The organism is Variovorax sp. GW821-FHT09A10 (genome assembly GCF_059418385.1).
The window spans coordinates 162604-179221 of sequence record NZ_JBWKPT010000008.1 but is presented as its reverse complement, the minus strand read 5'-3'; the positions used below and the strand labels follow the sequence as shown (position 1 = coordinate 179221).

Below are 16618 nucleotides of genomic sequence, written 5' to 3'. Positions count from 1 at the left end.
ATGTGAGCCGCCAAAGACATACACAACTGGAGACAACGCTCATGCAATCCCTCGACTTTCTTTCGCGCCGCCAGCTCATGGCCGCGCTGGCGGGCGGCGCGGCGCTGGCCGCACTGCCGCACCGCGCCTTCGCGCAGCAGCCGCTGCCGCCGCTCATCAAGCTGGTGGTCGGCTATTCGGCCGGCGGGCCGGTGGACGGCGCCGCGCGCCTGCTCGCGCCCGCGCTGGGCCAGGAGCTGGGCACGCAGGTGATCGTGGACAACCGGCCCGGCGCCGCCGGTTCGCTCGGCGGCAATGCCGTGGCCAAGGCACCGCCCGACGGCGCGATGCTGTTCTTCGGCGCGAGCCCGACCATCACCATCAACCCGAACGTGCAGCGCAGCATGCCCTTCGACCCGATGAAGGACCTCACGCCGCTGGCGCCGCTGGTCGACTACACCAACGTGCTGGTGGTCAACAACGACCTGCCGGTGCGCAGCGTGGGCGAGCTGCTGGCCTATGCCAAGGCCAAGCCCGGCAAGCTGTTCTACGGCTCGGCGGGCGTGGGTGCGTCGAACCACCTGAGCGGCGCGCTGCTCGAGAAGATGAGCGGCGTGCAGCTCACGCACGTGCCCTACAAGGGCAGCGCCCCGGCGCTGGCCGACGTGATGGCCGGCACCGTGCCGATGATGTTCGACATCATCGCCACCTCGCGGCCCTTCATCCAGTCGGGCAAGCTGCGCGCATTGGCCGTCACCTCGCGCCAGCGCAACCGCATGCTGCCCGACGTGCCGACCATGATCGAGTCGGGCGTGCCCGGCTACGACGTGGGCGGCTGGTTCGGCCTGTACGGCCCGGCGCGCATGGACCCGGCGCTGGTGGCGCGCGTGAACGCCGCGGCGCAGAAGATGCTGGCGCGCGAAGACATCGCGCACCGCCTGCGCGAGCAGGGCTACGAGGTCTGGACGGGCGCGCCGGAAGTGCTGGCGACCAAGGGCGTGTCGGACCGCAAGCTGTGGGCGAGCGCCTCCAAGGGCATCGAGGCGGAATAGCCGATGCAGCCCCGCATTCATCACCTGCTCGAAGACCGCGCCGCCCGCACGCCGGACGCGGTGTTCCTCCACGAACCCGATGGCACCACCACCTATGGCGCCCTGCAGGCCATGGTCGAGACCGCCGCGAACGACCTGCTCGCCGCCGGCGTGCGGTCGACCGACCGCGTGCTGCTGGTGGCCGAGAACTGCGCCGCCCACATCGCGCTGCTGCTGGCCTGCAGCCGCGTGGGCGCGTGGTCGTGCGGCGTCAACGCGCGCATGTCGCCGGGCGAGATCGCGGCGATTGCCGAGCGCGCCGACGCGCGCCTGTGTTGCTTCACCACCGATGCCTCCGACGCGGCGCGCACGCATGCGCAGCGCGCATCGGCCGTGCCGGCCACGCTGCCCGGCGTGATGTTCACCGCCGCGCGCGCCGACGCCCGCCCCGAGCCCGATGCGGCGCTGGCCGATGCCGCCGCGATCATCTTCACCTCGGGCACCTCGGGCACGCCCAAGGGCGTGATGGTGTCGCACCGCGGGCTGCTGCACTTCGGCCGCGTGTCGGCGGCGGTGCGCGCGCTCGACACGCGCGACCGCGTCTACGCCTTCCTGCCCATGACCCACATCTTCGGCATCGGTACCGTGCTGATGGCCGCGCTCACGGGCGGGGCCGCGCTGGTGCTGCGCGCCAGCTTCTCGCCGGCCGACATGCTCGAGGCGCTGGCGCACGGGCAGGTGTCGAACCTGCTCGGGCCGCCGACCATGTACGCGCGGCTGCTGGCGCACATCGAGGCGCAGCAATTGGCGGTGCGCTTTCCGCAGCTGCGCTACGTGTACACGGGCTCGGCGCCGCTCGACCCGGCGCTCAAGCAGCGCGTGGAGCGGCTGTTCGGCCAGCCGCTGCACTACGGCTACGGCCTGTCGGAGTACGCGGGCTCGGTGTTCCTCACGCGCACCGAGGCGCCGCGCGCCGACACCTCGGCCGGCTATGTGGTCGAGGGTGGCGAAGGGCGCATCGTCACGCCCGAGGGCACCGAAGCCGCCATCGGCGACACCGGCGAGATCTGGCTGCGCGGCCCGGGCCTGATGCTGGGCTACTTCCGCGACGCGCTCGCCACCGCGCTGGTGATGCGCCCGGGCGGCTGGTACGCCACCGGCGACCTCGGCCGCTTCGACGCCGACGGCGCGCTGTTCGTGGTGGGGCGGCTGAAGGAAATGATCATCCGCTCGGGCTTCAACGTGTACCCGGCCGAGGTCGAGGCGGTGATCGGCCGCTTCGCGGGCGTGCACCTGTGCGCCGTGGTCGGGGTGCCCGAGGCCGACGGCAACGAGCAGATCGTCGCCTTCGTCGAGCTGAACCCGGGCGCCGTGCTCGACGAGGCGGCGCTGCGCGCCCACCTGGCCGAGCACCTGTCGCCCTACAAGCGGCCGGCGCGCATCGAGGTGATCGACGCGATGCCGACCACCGCCAACGGCAAGCTGCTCAAGCGGGAACTGCAGGCACGGGCCCGGCGGCCCTGAGGTCAGAGGGCAGGTCGCCGATGACGCTGCGGCGGCCCTTCTGCGTGTCCATGTACTCGCGCATGCGGGCGATGCGGCCTTCGCGCAGCGCGAGGATGAAGCAGTAGTCGTTGTCGTAGTGCCGGCCGTTGGCGAGCGTGGCCTGCAGGCGCATCTCCAGCACCACGGTGTCGCCTTCGCAGAGCAGGTGGGTGAAGTCCACCGACACGTCGGCCACGAACAGCTTCGGAAACTCCTCGACCAGGAAGCGCACGATCGTGTCCGGCCCGATCATGTGGTCGGTGAAGCCCAGGGCCACGCCGGTGGCGTTGTCCTTGGGCGCAAGCCATTCGGCGTCGTCGGTGAAGGCGGCGCGCACGCGCTGCGGGTCGCGGCTGGCGAAGGCCTTCCAGGCGTCGACGACGGCGCGCTTGTTCTGCTCGGGGGTCATGGGGTGTGCGGGGATGAAGTGAAGGAGCGGCGACGATAGGTGCGCGGCGTGGCGCCGGCCCGCTGCTTCCGGACCTTTCCATCTGGCGCCGTGCGGACGTAGGCTGCCTCCTACACGCGGCGGCCGAGGCCGGGGCCGATACTTGGGGGCCTCTTCTCCCGTTCGATCCAGAAAGTCCGCCGTGACCGTGCCTTCCTTCGTTTCCCGCACCGCCTGCTGTGTCCACCCGGCAACTCCCTTCGCGGGCGGGCGGGCATGAAGGCCGCACCCAGCGCCCGCAGCTGGATTGCGGCCGGCGTGCGGCACGAGCTGCTCACGCGGGCCTTGCCGGCCCTTCGGCACGACATGACGGCGCCGGTCTCGGTGATCCGCATGGCGGTGCTGATGCTCAAGCGCCAGGTGGCGACCGACCCCGTCGACCCCGCCGCCTGCGAAGAGCGGGTGAACCTCATCGACAACCAGGTCTCCGAGCTGGTGGGGGCGATCCGCTCGCTGCGCGACTGGGAACTGGCTACCACCGACGACGGCATCACGCGCGGCGCGCTGGTGGCGCAATGCATGACGCTGATGCGCTCGGCCTTCGACCTGCACGGCGTGGCGCTCGAGGTCGACGACGCGCTCGCACCGCAGGAAGACGAACCGCGCCGGCCCAACGCTGCCGCGCAGCGCTACCTGGTCCTCGGCGCACTGGGCTACCTGCACGACGGCGTGGCCGAGGCCGGCGCCATCCGCATCGAAGCCGACGGTACCGACGGGCTGCGCCTGAGCGCGGGGCCGCGCGAGGCGGGCGGTGCGTCCGCCGTGCTCGATGCACACCGCGCGCCGCGCGCGCTGGCCATCGATGCCGTCGCGCTGCAGAACCTGGCCGAAGACATGGGCTACGCCGTGGCCATCGCGCCCGACAGCGTGCGCTTCGCGCTGGCGGCCCCTGCGGGGTGAATGGGCTGGCGGGCACGATGGTTGCTGGCACCGAAGCCTGAGCTTCCTTTTTTCTTTTTCTCCTCTTTCGCGAGTTTCCCCATGACGCTGTCTTCTCTCTCCCGCGCCTCTTCCTGCGGCCGCTGGCTGTCGCTCGGCGCCGTCGCGCTGCTGGCCACGGCCTGCGCCTCCACCGACCCGCGCGCACCGTCGGCCACGGCCGCGGTGCCGCCCGTCAAGGTGAAGGTGTTCGTCGCCGCCATGTTCGAGATCGGCCAGAACACCGGCGACCGCGCCGGCGAGTTCCAGCACTGGTACGAGCGCTACTGGAAGGGCGCCAAGCCGATGGCCGTGCCCGGCGCGCTGCAGCCCGTGTACTGCAACACCGACGGCGTGTGCGGCGCGGTGCTGGGCATGGGCAAGGTCAATTCGTCGTCGTCGATGCAGGCCATCCTGCTGAACCCGCAGCTTGATTTTTCGCAGGCCTACTACGTGATCTCCGGCGTGGCCGGCACGCCGCCCCAGCGCGGCACCATCGGCGAGGTGAGCTGGGCCACCTGGCTGGTCGACTACGACCTCGGCCACCGCTGGGCGCCCGAAGAGAACAAGCCCGGCGAACCCACCTTCATGCCGCGCAAGGGCTACGAGGAGTACCGCCGCTTCAAGCTCAACCCCGACCTCGTCGGCTGGGCCATGAAGCTGTCGGCCGACACGCCGCTCAAGGATTCGGAATCGGCCCGCAAGTACCGCCTGCGCTATCCCGATGCCGCCGCGCGCCGCGCCCCCTTCGTGGGCACCGGCACGCACATGACGGGCGACACCTTCTTCCACGGCCCCGGCATGTCGAAGCAGGCGCAGTACATCGCCAAGCTCTACGGCGCCGACGACTACGTGATCACCGAAATGGAGGCCGCCGCCATCACCCTCGTGATCCAGCGCACCCACGGCACCGACCGCGTGATGAGCCTGCGCGGCGCGGTCAACTTCGACCAGGGCAACCCGAAGGAAAGCACGCTGCAGCACCTGGACCCGGCACCGGGCGAGACGGCGGGCGGCTTTGCCGAGACGGTGGAGAACATCGCGCTGGTGGGCACGCGCGTGGTCGATCACATCGTGAAGAACTGGCCCACGTGGTCGGTGGGCGTGCCCAAACCCTGAAGATCGTCAGGGATGCAGCACCGGCTGCAGATGCCACGTCACGTTGAAGTCGAAGGGCGTCCAGCGACTCACCGTGACGCCTGCCTGGCGCAGGCCGCGGCCGGTCCAGGTATTGCAGGTCTCGAACAGGTGGTAGCTGCCCTGGGCTTCATAGAAGGCATCGTCGTTCGCGTAGTGCGCGCCCGCGATCGGCACCGCGCGGCCTGAAGGCAGCGTGGCGCGCACATGGGCCACGAGCTGCGCGTACTGCGCCTGCGTGAGCGGCAACTTGTACGCCCCGCGTCGCAGCTGCGCGCGCTGCAGGTAGGTCACGTGCAGCAGCGAGCGGTTGCCGCCCGACAGCGCCCCGAAGGCGCGCGCGGCCGTCAGGTCGCCCCAGGTCGGCGTGTGCAGGTAGAACTCGCGGTCGCCCCAGCCGATGGCGACGAACTCGGCATCGGGCGGCGGCGCCTTGAAGTCGGACGGCGGAAAGAGCTGCAACCAGTCGACGGTGGCCGAGCGGACCGGAAACACCAGGTCGGTGTGCACGCCGTTGCTCAGCACCCAGGCCTCGACGGTCGCAGGCCCGGCCGGCGGTTTCGCGTTGGCCGGCAGGAAGACCAGCGCGCAGGCCACGGCGACATACAGCGCGATGGCCAGCAGCAGCCCCAGCAGGGTGAAGGCGATGCGTCGCAGCCAGCGTCGGATCATGGGGGGTCAGAAGAGCGAGGCCGTGGTCGCCACCGGCGCCGCGCTGCGGGCGTTGCCAGCGGGTGCCAGCGCCTCGGGGCTTCCGGCCTTGGCCAGCGCGCCCACGCGCACGCCCAGGAGGCGCAGCGGCCGTTCCAGCGGCACGCGCTTCAAGCACTGGCCGCCGACCTGACGGATGGTCTTGCCGTCGTCGGTGAAGCGGTCGATGGTCTGGTCGCGCGTGGCGATCTTGAAGTCGTCGTAGCGCAGCTTGATGCCGATGGTCTTGCCCACGTAGCCCTTGCGCTGCAGGTCTTCGGCCAGCTTCTCGCACAGGTGGGTGAAGATCGCGCCCAGCTCGGCGCGGTCGCGCACCGCGTGCAGGTCGCGCTCGAAGGTGGTCTCGCGGCTCATCGACACGGGCTCGCTCTCGGTCACCACGGGGCGGTTGTCGCGGCCCCAGGCCACCTCGTGCATCCACGCACCGGTGGCCTTGCCGAAGGTGTCGATGAGCCAGCCGCGCTCGCGCGCCGCCAGCTGGCCCACGGTCTCGATGCCGAAGCGCTTGAGTTTTTCGTCGGCCTTCGGGCCGATGCCGTTCACCTTGCGGCAGGGCAGGGGCCAGATGCGGGTTTCGAGGTCGTGCTCGTAGACCACCGAGATGCCGTTGGGCTTCTCGAACTCGCTGGCCATTTTTGCGATGAGCTTGTTGGGCGCCACGCCGATCGAGCAGGTCAGGCCCGTGGCGTCGAAGATGGCCTTCTGGATCAGCCGCGCCAGCGAGCGCCCGCCGTCGCGCTGGCCGCCGGGCACGTCGGTGAAGTCGATGTACACCTCGTCCACGCCGCGGTCTTCCATGAGCGGCGCGACCTCCAGGATCACCTGCTTGAAGGTGCGCGAGAAGCGCCGGTACTCGTCGAAATCGACCGGCAGGATCAGCGCCTGCGGGCACAGCTTGGCGGCCTTCATGAGCCCCATGGCCGAACCGATGCCGAACTGCCGCGCGGGGTAGGTGGCGGTGGTGATCACGCCGCGCCCCGTGTAGTCCTTCAGGCGCGGAAAGGCCTCGATCGGAATGTCGGCCAGCGTGGCGCCCTCGGGCAGTTCGCGGATCGCCTCGTCGACGCGGCGCCGGCCGCCGCCGATGACCACCGGCAGCCCCTTGAGCTGCGGGTAGCGCAGCAACTCGACGGACGCGTAGAACGCGTCCATGTCGAGGTGGGCAATGCGGCGGATCGGAGGGGCCGGGGGCGGCGCGGGCTGGGAACTCACGGTGACGATTGTCTCGCTCTCGCCGCATGTTCGCCCGCGCCCGTGTCGCGTGCAAGAATGCGGCGGAAATTCAGTCCCCCGAGAGGGACGACGAGGGTGCATCGGCACGCGCAACGCGCCGGATGCAGATGGACAACGGCCAGCCGGCCCGACACTTTTTTCCTCACGACCCACGATGCGCTTCGAACTGATCGACCACCTCACCACGGTCTATTTCGGCCAGGACGCCGACCTTCTTTTCGGCGACACCGGCGCCGAGATCATGGCCTCGTACCGCGAATCGAGCACCGAGGCCGAACTGGCCGCGCTGCGTGCCGAGATTGCCGATTACATCGGCTCGCACGACGACCTGGAGGCGGCGTTCGCGCGCGACTTCTCGCGCGGCTACGTGCCTGAAGATTTCGGCACGTCGGCGAAACAGTTTCTCGACAGCGTGCGGGCCGCTGTGCAGTAGCAGATCGTCAGCGCGATTCGACCGTCACCAAGAGTGGCGAGTCGAACATCGCCACCGGCGAGATCACCGGCTCGTCCATCGGCACGGTGTCGCCATAGCGCTCGCGCATCTTGGCGTGCACGGCCGGGTCGGAAAGGTTGAAGCTGCGGATCTTCTGCAGCTCGCCGATGCGCACGCCCAGCGCGCGGTCGTAGAGCTTCCACACCAGTTCCGAGCAGTAGATGCGTGAATCCGACCATTCGAAGGTCAGGTCGTACGGGCGGCCCGCGAAGTCCGAGGTGCGCGCATGCAGGCGCGCGACGGCGCCGGGTGTGAGCCGCGTGTCGGCGTCGCGCAGCCGCTTCACCACGTAGTGGCCGCCGTTGCCGCGCGCGGTCCATTGCGCCAGCGGCGTGTAGCGCACCGTCGAGACGGCCTCGAACACGTAGGGTTTGCCCTCCCGCAGCAGCACGACGCCCATGTGGCTGTAGCGCGAGCCGGTGGCGCGCTGCACGGCCAGGCTCTGCGCCGAGCGCGAGGTGTGGAAGATGATGTCGCCGTCTTTCAAGGCGGTGGCCGCATGGCCGGCGCCGGCTGTCAGAAGGGCAAGAAGGGCAGACAGCAACGGATAAAGGGCTTTCGACATGCAGGGCATTTTGCGGGATGCCGCTTGCGCCCCGCGGCATGCCGGTGCCATGATCCGCGCCATATGCAAACCGTCGCCTCCATCCTCTGGCGCAGGCTCGATGCACCGGGCCACGATGCCTGTCGTCTCGAACGCAACGCCTCGGCCTGGCAGCTCGACGGCGCCGCGGTGTTCCGCACCGAAGGCGGGCGCATCGCGCAACTGCACTACCGCGTGCGCTGCGACCTGCTCTGGCACACGCAATGGGGCACGGTGCGCGGCTGGCTCGGCGAGTCGGCCATCGACCTGTCGATCACGCGCGACGCGCGCGGCCACTGGAAGCTCAACGACGAAGCGGTGTCCGACATGTCGCACTGCGTCGACCTCGACCTGGGCTTCACGCCCGCCACCAACCTGCTGCAACTGCGCCGACTGAACCTCGCGCCCGGCGAAAGCGCCGATGCGCCGGCGGCCTGGGTCGACATCGAAGACGGCGGGCTCAGCGAGCTGATGCAGCGCTATGAGCGGCGCAGCGACAGCACGTACGCGTACGAGGCCAAGCGCTTCGATTACGCGGAGGTGCTGGGCGTCACGGCGGACGGGTTCGTGAGCGACTATCCGCGGCTGTGGGCCGCACAAGGCTGACCGTCAGTCGAACTGCGCCCGCGCCCCCGCCACCAGCGCGCGGTTGCGCCGCCGGTCTGCCGCAATCTCCTGCGCGAAGTCCTCGATGCTCCCGCCGGCCGGCAGGTTGTAGGCCTCGCGCAGGCGCGCGCGCAGCGGGTCGCCTTGCAGCAGGCGGTTGATCTCGGCGTTGAGGCGCTGCACCACCGCCGTCGGCGTGCGCGCCGGCGCGAAGATGCCGAAGAGCGAATCGCGGTTCGCCTTCTCGTAGCCCAACTCCGCGAGCGTGGGCACGGCGGGCAGTGCCTCGATGCGCGCGGGTGCACCGACTGCCAGCGCCTGCAGCCGGCCGCTCTCGATGTACTGTAGCTGCTGCGCCGCGACGTTGGTCGACAGCACCTCGAACTGTCCGCCCAGCGCGTCGTTGAGCTGCGGGCCGCCGCCCTGGTAGGGGATGTGGGTGATGTCGGTGCGGCTTTGCAGGCGCACCTGCGCGAGCACCATGTGGCCGACGGTGGCCACGCCCGAGGTGGCCCAGCGCACCGCGCCGGGCTGGCGGCGCGCCAGCGCGATCAACTCCGCAAAGCCGCGGCCCGCGAAGGCCGGCGTGCCCACGACCAGCACCGGTGTGCGCATGACGCTGGCCACGGGCACGAAGGCGCGCAGCGGGTCGTAGGGCGCGCGCGCGAGCAGCGGGTGCAGGGTGAGCGGGCTGATGGCCGAAAAGGCCAGCGTGTGGCCGTCGGGCGTGGCGCGTGCGAGTGCGTCCATCCCCAGGCTGCCGCCCGCACCGGCGCGGTGTTCGATGAGCACCGGCACGCCCAGCGACTGCGCCAGCGGCTCGGCCAGCGCGCGCGCCATGCCGTCGCTCACGCCGCCCGGCGGGTAGACCACGATCAGGCGCACGGGGCGGCTGGGCCAGGGCGACGAGGCGGCCTGCGACAGGTGCGGCCATGCGCACACGGCAGCGAGCCCGACGCGTTGCAGGAAGTGGCGGCGCGGCAGCGGCAGGGTCATGCGACGGGCTTCCCCTCGGCCAGCCCACGCAGCAGCGCCGCGAAGTGCCGCGCCGGCAGGTTGTCTTCGTCGGCGCGCGACACCAGCGTGAGCGGTGCGTCGAGCTGGCCGCCGTCGGCCAGCCGCGTGTAGGCGATGGCGTGCGCGTGCACGCCGGTCATCGAGGTCGGCACCACCGACAGGCCGACGCCCGCGGCCACGAGGTTCAGGTTGGTCATCATGCGATCGACTTCGGCCACCACGCGCGGGCGCAGGCCCTGCGCGTGGCACAGCGCGAGCAGCTCGGCATAGAGGCCGGGCGCGCCCGGGCGGCGCACGAGGATGATGCCCTCTTCGCACAGTTTCGACAGTGGCAGCGGCTTCGCGGGCTTCTTGCCGTTTGCAGGTGGCGCGAAGCGGTGATCGCTCGGCATCGCGACCCACACGGGCTCGCGCAGCAGCGTCTCGAACACCAGCCCCTCGGGCCGCGCCACCGGCACGCGCAGCAGGCCGCAGTGCAACCGGCCCGCGGCCAGCGCCTCGGTGAGCTCGGCGGCGTTGTCCTCGCGCAGCTGCAGCTCCACGCCGGGGTGCGCGCGGCGGAAGGCGCGCAGTGCCTCGGGCATGAAGTGGTGCGCGGCGGCCGAGCTGGTGAAGCCGACCGCGAGCGTGCCGGTCTGGCCCTGGGCCACGCGCGCCATGCGCTGCTTCATGGCCTCCATGTCCTGCAGCATGCGCAGCGCCTCGGCCTGGAACAGCCGGCCGGCGTCGGTGAGCGCCACGCCGCGCGGATGGCGCTTGAACAGCAGCACGCCCAGCTCGCGCTCCAGCGCCTTGATCTGCAGGCTCAGCGGCGGCTGCTGGATGCCCAACTGCTCGGCGGCGCGCGTCATGTGGCCGGTGCCGGCCACGGCCACGAAGTACCTCAGGGCGCGTATGTCCATATGTTTTTTGTATTGAATAGGCCTTGTTATTTTATTTGACCCTAGGTCACACGGAATCTATCGTCCGGCCGCCCCTTCAAACAAGCCGCCCGCCGAGGCTGCATGCCGGAGACAAATCCATGCGCACACCGCGCCCCGCCTCGAAGTTTCGTGTCGTCGTTGCGCTGATCGGCGCGTCGTTGGTCATGGCCGCCTGCGGTGGCGGCAGCGGGGGAGGAGGAAGCCCCGGCTTCTTCCTGCCGACCCCGCCGCCCGCCAGCGGCAACACCCCGCCGGCCGAGGAGCCGCCCGGCACAGTGCCCCCGCCCGTGCTGCCCGTCGTGGCCTGCGCCGACCTGGCCGGCAAAAGCCTGCCTGCCGCGCTCATCAGCCTGCCCACGCAGGGCGCCACCGTCACCAGCGCCACGCCCGTGGCGGCCGGCGACGCGGGCAACACGCTGGGCGACCACTGCCGCGTGCGCGGCACCATCGCGCCGGTGGACCCGGCCTCGCAGCTCATCCACTTCGCGGTCAACCTGCCCGAGCAGTGGAACCAGAAGACCATCCACTTCGGCGGCGGCGGCTTCGACGGCGTGCTCATCGACGGCACCGAGGTCATCCGCTTCGGCCCCGCCGGCAAGCCCGCTCCGCTGGCGCTGGGCTACGCCACCTACGGCGACGACTCGGGCCACCAGTCGAGCAGCATCACCGACGGCAAGTTCGCGGCCAACGACGAGCAGCTGGCCAACTACGGCGGCCAGTCGCTCAAGAAGACGCGCGACGTGGCGCAGGCGCTGGTGTTTGCGCGCTATGCGGCCAAGCCCAGGCACGCCTACTTCCTCGGCACTTCGACCGGCGGGCGCGACGCGCTGAGCTACATCCAGCGCTGGCCGCAGGACTACGACGGCGTGATCGCCAACGAGCCCGCGCTCAACTACACCGGCACGCGGCTGTCGAACGTGGCGGTGGGCCGCGCGCTGTACAACGACGGCGGCAAGGGCTGGCTCAACCTGACGGAGACGCTGCTGGTGCAGAAGGCCGCGATGCAGGCCTGCGACAAGCTCGACGGCGCCATCGACAACATCGTGAGCAATGTGGAGAGCTGCCGCCAGCTGAACACGCAGATCCTTGCGTCGCTGCGCTGCCCCAACGGCGCGGACACGGCCGACACCTGCCTGTCGGACGCGCAGATCGACACGGTGCACGCCATCGAATCGCCGCTCGAATTCACGACGTACGCGCTGGCCAACGGCGTGAAGCGCGCTGGCGGCTACAACCTCCTCGAAGGCGCACTGGTGGCCGGCCCGTACACCACGCGCGATCTCGGCACGCGCAAGGCGCCGGGCAACCCCGCCACCTCGGCCGACGCCAACATGTATGTCACGGGCGACCAGTGGGTGAAGTTCTTCGTCACGCGCGATGCCGGTTTCAACACGCTCACCTTCGATCCGCAGAACCCCGGCGTGTACGCGGCGCGCGTGGCCGAGGTGTCGAAGCTCACCGACGCGACCGACCCGAACCTTGCACCCTTCTTCGCGCGCGGCGGCAAGCTGATCATGCTGCACGGCCTGGCCGACGAGGTGATCAGCCCCAACTCGACCATCGACTACTACCGGCAGCTCGTCGCCACGCTGGGCCAGGCCGCGGTCACGCAGAACGTGCGCTTCTACACCGTGCCCGGCATGGGCCACGGCACCGGCAGCTTCATTCCCAACTGGGACTCGCTCGCGGCGCTCGAAGGCTGGGTCGAGGCCGGCCTCGCGCCCGCCACCCCTGTGGCTGTGGACGCCGTGCCCGGCAGCTACGGCCGCACGCGCCCGCTGTGCCAGTTTCCGTCGTGGCCCAAGTACCGCGGCAGCGGCAGCCTTGATGCGGCCGTCAACTACAGCTGCGTGACCGAAGTCGGCGACCCGCTGGCCTGCCCCAACCTGCCGGCGAGCGCAACGCGCTACAAAGGCGGCAACAGCTTCGGCGAGGAACTGCAGGTGCAGATCGACCCGGCCACCATGGCCTACACCGTGACCATCGATGCGAGCCACGCACCCACGCGGGTCGGCACGCAGCGCAGCGGCTCGCTCGTGTCGCAGGGCAGCTGCAGCTATGCGAGCGGCGAGAGCGGGGCGGTGTTCAGCTTCGGGGCCGGCGGCGTGCTGCTGGGCGGCGTGAACCCGCCGAGCGGCAGCGGCTTCTCGCCGCTGGTGGCGTTCCAGAACACCTTCCAGAACGTGTCGCCGTCGACGGACTTCCGCTCGGTGTCGCTGATCTTCAATGCGGCCGGCGTGGAACAGCTCGGCGCGGGCACCACGGCGGCGTTCTCGTCGGCGGGGCGGCTGCGCAATGCGGGCACCTTCCAGTTCTGCCGCAGCCCGGCGTCGAACAGCTTCATGACCTACGACCAGACCTGCAAGAACACCGAGAAGGGCTACCTCAGCTACAGCACGGCGCGCGGCGCCTTCGACATGTACACGACCTCGACCTCGTCGAGCGGCACCGCCGAGACCGAGGGCGGCACGCTCACCGGTTCGGTGGTGATCGGGCTGGTCAACGGCGTGTCGACGCCGCTGTACCTGCGCCGCGTGGCCACCGCCGTGCCGGCGACCGACACCAGCAGCGGCGCGGCCACCGTCATCCAGCCGGGCCTGCGTCTGCTCGCCGTGCAGCAGACCCTCATGTCCGGCGCGGCCGACGGCAGCTACGCCATGGCCAGCGTGAAGGGCGAGACCCGCGAGACCACCGTGGTCGGCACGGCCTTCAACCTCGGCGGCGCGGCCACCACGCTGGGCTACGACACGCCGGTGCTTGGCGTGGCGCAGGCCGGTGCCGGCCGTCCGGGCCACCTCATCTTCAACAGCGGCGTCGTGGCCTTCGTCACCACCGATGGGGGGAACGCGACGCTGGACCTCGGAGTACGCCATTGAAAAAATACCTCTCGCAACTTGCCGCCGTCGCTTGGCTGGGTGCCGCGCCGCTGCTGTCCGCGCACGCGGCCCCCGCCATCGCGCCGAAGCCCACGGCCTGCCCGTCGCCCGTGCCCGAGACCGCGCGCTGCTACACCGGTGAAGACGGTGCGGGGTCGTTCTACTGGATCGCCATTCCCAAAGACTGGCAGCGCGGCGTGCTCGTGATGCACGCGCACGGCGGCCCCGAGACCGGCGCGCCCAAGCTCGCGCGCAGCGAGGAAGACCTCAAGCGCTGGGCCGTCACCGTGAAGGCCGGCTATGCCTGGGCCGGCTCCACCTACCGGCGCGGCGGCTACGGCGTGACGATGGCGGCGCAAGACACCGAGCGGCTGCGCCAGATCGTCGTGCGCCACTTCGGCACGCCCCAGCGCACGCTGCTGCATGGGCAGAGCTACGGCGCGGGCGTGGCGGCGAAGGCGGCCGAACTCTATGCGCCGGTGGGCGATGCGAAGTCGCCCTACGACGGCCTGCTGCTCACCAGCGGCGTGCTCGGCGGCGGCAACAGCGCCTATGACTTCCGGCTCGACCTGCGCGTGGTGTATCAGTACGTCTGCCGCAACCATCCCAAGCCCGACGAGCCGCAGTACCCGTTGTGGATGGGCCTGCCGATGGACGCGAAGCTCACGCGCGCGGACCTCGCCGCGCGCGTCAAGGACTGCACCGGCGTCGGCACGCCCGCCTCGCAGCGCACGCCCGAGCAAGCGGCGCGGCTGAAGACGATCCTGTCGGTCGTGAAGATCCCCGAGCGCTCGCTCGTCGGCCACCTCAACTGGGCGACCTGGCTGTTCCAGGACCTCGTGCAGCAGCGCCTGAAGGGCCGCAACCCCTTCGGCAACATCGGCGTGGTCTACAGCGGCTCGAGCGACGATGCGGCGCTCAATGCCGGCGTGCTGCGCTACGCGGCCGACCCGCAGGCGCAAGGTGCGCTCGCGGCCGACAGCCAGCCCACGGGCCGCACCTCGCTGCCCACCGTGGGCCTGCATGCCATCGACGACCCGACCGCATTTGTCGAGCTCGAGAACGCCTACCGCCGCATCCGCGACGCGGCCGGCACGGGCGGCCATCTGGTGCAGAGCTTCAGCGCCGAGCGCGAGCACAGCTACCTCAGCGATTCGGAATACCCCGCGCTCTTCGGCGCATTGCTCGACTGGATCGACAAGGGCGAGAAGCCCGCGCCCCAGAGCCTCGCCCAACGTTGCGCGTCGCTCATGCCGCGCTACGACACCGACGGCAAGAACGGCTGCCACATCCAGCCCGAATGGCAACCCCCGACGCTCGAAAGCCGCGTGCCTTCGCGCGCGCCCTGATTCTTCTTTTTGACCTTGACGGAGACCTTCATGAAAAAACTGTTCGCCCTCGCGGCGATGGCCCTGGCTGTGTGCGCCCACGCGCAGGACTTTCCCGCGGGCAAGCCCGTGACCATCGTCGTGCCCTTCGCGGCCGGCGGCCCGACCGACCGCGTGGCGCGCGATCTGGCCGAGGCACTGCGCAAGCCGCTGGGCGGTGTCAGCGTCATCATCGACAACGTGCCCGGCGCGGGCAGCTCCATCGGTGCGGCCAAGGTCGCGCGCGCCAACCCCGACGGCTACACGCTGCTGCTCAACCACATCGCGATGGCGACCGTGCCGACGCTGGTGCGCAACGTGCCGTTCAAGGTCGAGACCGACTTCGAGTACCTGGGCATCGTCAACGACGTGCCCATGACGCTCATCGCCAAGCCCAGCCTGCCGGCCACCAACTACAAGGAACTGACCGCCTGGATCGCCGCCAACAAGGGCAAGATCAACCTGGGCAACGCGGGCATCGGCTCGGCCTCGCACCTGTGCGGCCTGCTCTACCAGAGCGCCACGAAGACCGAGATGACGCCTGTGCCCTACAAGGGCACGGCGCCAGCCATCACCGACCTGATCGGCGGCCAGATCGACCTCCTGTGCGACCAGAGCACCAACACCTCGCCGCAGATCGAAGCGAAGAAGGTCAAGGCCTATGCAGTGACCACGCTCAAGCGCCTGACCACGCCGCTCTTGAAAGACCTGCCAACGCTCGATGAGGCCGGTCTGAAGAACTTCCAGGTGACGATCTGGCACGGCCTGTACGCGCCCAAGGGCACGCCCGCGCCGGTGCTCAAGAAGATCAGCGACGCGCTGAAGGCGGCGCTGAAAGATGCGGACTTCATCAAGCGCGAGGAAGCACTCGGCGCCGTGGTCGCCACCGACGGGCGCATCGAGCCCGAGGGGCACAAGAAGTTCGTGGCGGCGGAGATTGCGAAGTGGAGCCCGATCATCAAGGCGGCGGGGGTGTACGCGGACTGAGGTTGTCGGCTGGCGTCAGCCGCCCGGTGCGACGGACTCTCCGCTCCATCGGACGCGCGACGCCTGCAGGTGATGCCGCATGGCCGCGGCTGCCACTTGCAGACCGGGTGTCACCAGCGGGAGGTAGATCGCCTCTTGCTTCACGAAGGCCGCTTCCCATGCCCGCGGGTTTTCCGTGCGTTTGCTCGTGTGCGGCGAGATCGGGCTGTGCACGCGCAAGTTGGGGCACCTGCCAATGTGTCACGCTATGCTGTCGCCCCTATAACCAGGAGCGAAGAGCGAATGAAATCTCGTTGGAAGATCTGGGCCTCGATCACGGCCTTGATGGCGATATCGGGCTGCACACAGTATCCGATCGCAATGACGGCTGAGACGTTCGAAACCATCATCGAGGGTCGCTATGACCCGAGCAAACAAGGGCTTCTCGCCGACTGCATCTTCGATGGATGGGACACGGTGATGAACTACGCCGCGTTTTCTCAGGCAAGGCTCGTCAAGCGTGCATGGGGCTACCGGGTAGATTCCATCTCAATGACCAACAAGCTGATGGCTGCGGAATTGCGAGACGATGGAATCGTCACCATCTCGCGCATGAAGGAGCGGCGCATGGTCACCACGCTGGTACCTGAGACCACCGCCGCAACCGCTTGCCTCACTCGCTATGGCGCGACCTTCACGAAGGTCGGCGGCCCGTAGGATCACGAGAGACCATCGAGCTGCCGACGGGCCCTCGTTTTTTTATTGCAATCTCTCTTCGATGGAGG

The 16618-nt window shown here is 69.8% G+C and carries 16 protein-coding genes; 10 read left to right on the top strand and 6 right to left on the bottom strand.

The annotated features are described in order from the left end of the window. Window positions 1-41 precede the first annotated feature (41 nt). Both AC07Q9_RS25540 and AC07Q9_RS25535 read left to right on the top strand, forming a co-directional pair. Window positions 42-1031 (top strand): Bug family tripartite tricarboxylate transporter substrate binding protein, encoded by a 990-nt coding sequence (locus tag AC07Q9_RS25540; protein ID WP_495312223.1) that lies wholly within the window; start codon window positions 42-44, stop codon window positions 1029-1031. A 3-nt stretch (window positions 1032-1034) separates the two neighbouring features. Beyond that, the gene (locus AC07Q9_RS25535) at window positions 1035-2534 is read left to right on the top strand and encodes a class I adenylate-forming enzyme family protein (protein ID WP_495312222.1); all 1500 of its coding nucleotides are present in this window, start codon (window positions 1035-1037) and stop codon (window positions 2532-2534) included. On the opposite strand, the gene AC07Q9_RS25530 is transcribed toward AC07Q9_RS25535, so the two are convergent. Next, window positions 2497-2964, bottom strand: coding sequence for a nuclear transport factor 2 family protein (locus AC07Q9_RS25530; protein WP_495312221.1), 468 nt, complete (start codon window positions 2962-2964; stop codon window positions 2497-2499). The two genes, AC07Q9_RS25535 and AC07Q9_RS25530, sit on opposite strands and share 38 nt — an antisense overlap. Window positions 2965-3219: 255 nt before the next feature. Between AC07Q9_RS25530 and AC07Q9_RS25525 the strand changes: the two genes are divergently transcribed. Continuing rightward, window positions 3220-3903 carry a hypothetical protein gene (locus tag AC07Q9_RS25525; RefSeq protein WP_495312220.1) on the top strand — a complete coding sequence of 228 codons (684 nt, stop codon included), beginning with the start codon at window positions 3220-3222 and terminating at the stop codon, window positions 3901-3903. Window positions 3904-3984: 81 nt separating this feature from the next. Then, window positions 3985-5040, top strand: a complete 1056-nt coding sequence (locus AC07Q9_RS25520; protein WP_495312219.1) for a purine-nucleoside phosphorylase — start codon at window positions 3985-3987, stop codon at window positions 5038-5040. A 6-nt stretch (window positions 5041-5046) separates the two neighbouring features. Here the strand turns inward: AC07Q9_RS25520 and AC07Q9_RS25515 are convergent, their stop codons facing one another. Then, window positions 5047-5730 carry a TIGR02117 family protein gene (locus tag AC07Q9_RS25515; RefSeq protein ID WP_495312218.1) on the bottom strand — a complete coding sequence of 228 codons (684 nt, stop codon included), beginning with the start codon at window positions 5728-5730 and terminating at the stop codon, window positions 5047-5049. 6 nt (window positions 5731-5736) lie between these two features. After that, window positions 5737-6921 (bottom strand): Y-family DNA polymerase, encoded by a 1185-nt coding sequence (locus AC07Q9_RS25510; protein ID WP_495312261.1) that lies wholly within the window; start codon window positions 6919-6921, stop codon window positions 5737-5739. Between the two features lie 235 nt (window positions 6922-7156). Here AC07Q9_RS25510 and AC07Q9_RS25505 point away from each other — a divergent pair, with 235 nt between their 5' ends. After that, on the top strand, window positions 7157-7435 hold the full coding sequence (locus tag AC07Q9_RS25505; protein ID WP_099795479.1) for a contact-dependent growth inhibition system immunity protein: 279 nt from the start codon (window positions 7157-7159) through the stop codon (window positions 7433-7435). Between the two features lie 7 nt (window positions 7436-7442). Here the strand turns inward: AC07Q9_RS25505 and AC07Q9_RS25500 are convergent, their stop codons facing one another. Continuing rightward, window positions 7443-8060, bottom strand: coding sequence for a YiiX family permuted papain-like enzyme (locus AC07Q9_RS25500; RefSeq protein WP_495312217.1), 618 nt, complete (start codon window positions 8058-8060; stop codon window positions 7443-7445). A 63-nt stretch (window positions 8061-8123) separates the two neighbouring features. Between AC07Q9_RS25500 and AC07Q9_RS25495 the strand changes: the two genes are divergently transcribed. Next, window positions 8124-8684 (top strand): putative glycolipid-binding domain-containing protein, encoded by a 561-nt coding sequence (locus tag AC07Q9_RS25495; protein WP_492738858.1) that lies wholly within the window; start codon window positions 8124-8126, stop codon window positions 8682-8684. A gap of 3 nt (window positions 8685-8687) precedes the next feature. Here AC07Q9_RS25495 and AC07Q9_RS25490 read toward each other — a convergent pair whose 3' ends face one another. Both AC07Q9_RS25490 and AC07Q9_RS25485 read right to left on the bottom strand, forming a co-directional pair. Next, on the bottom strand, window positions 8688-9680 hold the full coding sequence (locus AC07Q9_RS25490; RefSeq protein ID WP_495312216.1) for a Bug family tripartite tricarboxylate transporter substrate binding protein: 993 nt from the start codon (window positions 9678-9680) through the stop codon (window positions 8688-8690). Further along, complete coding sequence (locus AC07Q9_RS25485; RefSeq protein ID WP_495312215.1) at window positions 9677-10603, bottom strand: LysR family transcriptional regulator; 927 nt, start codon at window positions 10601-10603, stop codon at window positions 9677-9679. The genes AC07Q9_RS25490 and AC07Q9_RS25485 overlap by 4 nt, the downstream gene beginning before the upstream one ends. Before the next feature lie 119 nt (window positions 10604-10722). Between AC07Q9_RS25485 and AC07Q9_RS25480 the strand changes: the two genes are divergently transcribed. From AC07Q9_RS25480 to AC07Q9_RS25465, 4 genes are all read left to right on the top strand, one after another. Further along, window positions 10723-13500, top strand: a complete 2778-nt coding sequence (locus AC07Q9_RS25480; protein ID WP_495312214.1) for a tannase/feruloyl esterase family alpha/beta hydrolase — start codon at window positions 10723-10725, stop codon at window positions 13498-13500. Continuing rightward, window positions 13497-14849 (top strand): alpha/beta hydrolase family protein, encoded by a 1353-nt coding sequence (locus tag AC07Q9_RS25475; RefSeq protein WP_495312213.1) that lies wholly within the window; start codon window positions 13497-13499, stop codon window positions 14847-14849. The genes AC07Q9_RS25480 and AC07Q9_RS25475 overlap by 4 nt, the downstream gene beginning before the upstream one ends. 30 nt (window positions 14850-14879) lie before the next feature. Next, on the top strand, window positions 14880-15854 hold the full coding sequence (locus AC07Q9_RS25470; RefSeq protein WP_495312212.1) for a tripartite tricarboxylate transporter substrate-binding protein: 975 nt from the start codon (window positions 14880-14882) through the stop codon (window positions 15852-15854). A 282-nt stretch (window positions 15855-16136) separates the two neighbouring features. Next, the gene (locus AC07Q9_RS25465) at window positions 16137-16550 is read left to right on the top strand and encodes a hypothetical protein (RefSeq protein WP_492697278.1); all 414 of its coding nucleotides are present in this window, start codon (window positions 16137-16139) and stop codon (window positions 16548-16550) included. Window positions 16551-16618: the final 68 nt, after the last annotated feature.

Coding starts and splice junctions, on each gene's coding strand:
- AC07Q9_RS25540 (WP_495312223.1), top strand. CDS start 42: ATGCAATCCCTCGACTTTCTTTCGCGCCGCCAGCTCATGGCCGCGCTG.
- AC07Q9_RS25535 (WP_495312222.1), top strand. CDS start 1,035: ATGCAGCCCCGCATTCATCACCTGCTCGAAGACCGCGCCGCCCGCACG.
- AC07Q9_RS25530 (WP_495312221.1), bottom strand. CDS start 2,964: ATGACCCCCGAGCAGAACAAGCGCGCCGTCGTCGACGCCTGGAAGGCC.
- AC07Q9_RS25525 (WP_495312220.1), top strand. CDS start 3,220: ATGAAGGCCGCACCCAGCGCCCGCAGCTGGATTGCGGCCGGCGTGCGG.
- AC07Q9_RS25520 (WP_495312219.1), top strand. CDS start 3,985: ATGACGCTGTCTTCTCTCTCCCGCGCCTCTTCCTGCGGCCGCTGGCTG.
- AC07Q9_RS25515 (WP_495312218.1), bottom strand. CDS start 5,730: ATGATCCGACGCTGGCTGCGACGCATCGCCTTCACCCTGCTGGGGCTG.
- AC07Q9_RS25510 (WP_495312261.1), bottom strand. CDS start 6,921: ATGGACGCGTTCTACGCGTCCGTCGAGTTGCTGCGCTACCCGCAGCTC.
- AC07Q9_RS25505 (WP_099795479.1), top strand. CDS start 7,157: ATGCGCTTCGAACTGATCGACCACCTCACCACGGTCTATTTCGGCCAG.
- AC07Q9_RS25500 (WP_495312217.1), bottom strand. CDS start 8,060: ATGTCGAAAGCCCTTTATCCGTTGCTGTCTGCCCTTCTTGCCCTTCTG.
- AC07Q9_RS25495 (WP_492738858.1), top strand. CDS start 8,124: ATGCAAACCGTCGCCTCCATCCTCTGGCGCAGGCTCGATGCACCGGGC.
- AC07Q9_RS25490 (WP_495312216.1), bottom strand. CDS start 9,680: ATGACCCTGCCGCTGCCGCGCCGCCACTTCCTGCAACGCGTCGGGCTC.
- AC07Q9_RS25485 (WP_495312215.1), bottom strand. CDS start 10,603: ATGGACATACGCGCCCTGAGGTACTTCGTGGCCGTGGCCGGCACCGGC.
- AC07Q9_RS25480 (WP_495312214.1), top strand. CDS start 10,723: ATGCGCACACCGCGCCCCGCCTCGAAGTTTCGTGTCGTCGTTGCGCTG.
- AC07Q9_RS25470 (WP_495312212.1), top strand. CDS start 14,880: ATGAAAAAACTGTTCGCCCTCGCGGCGATGGCCCTGGCTGTGTGCGCC.
- AC07Q9_RS25465 (WP_492697278.1), top strand. CDS start 16,137: ATGAAATCTCGTTGGAAGATCTGGGCCTCGATCACGGCCTTGATGGCG.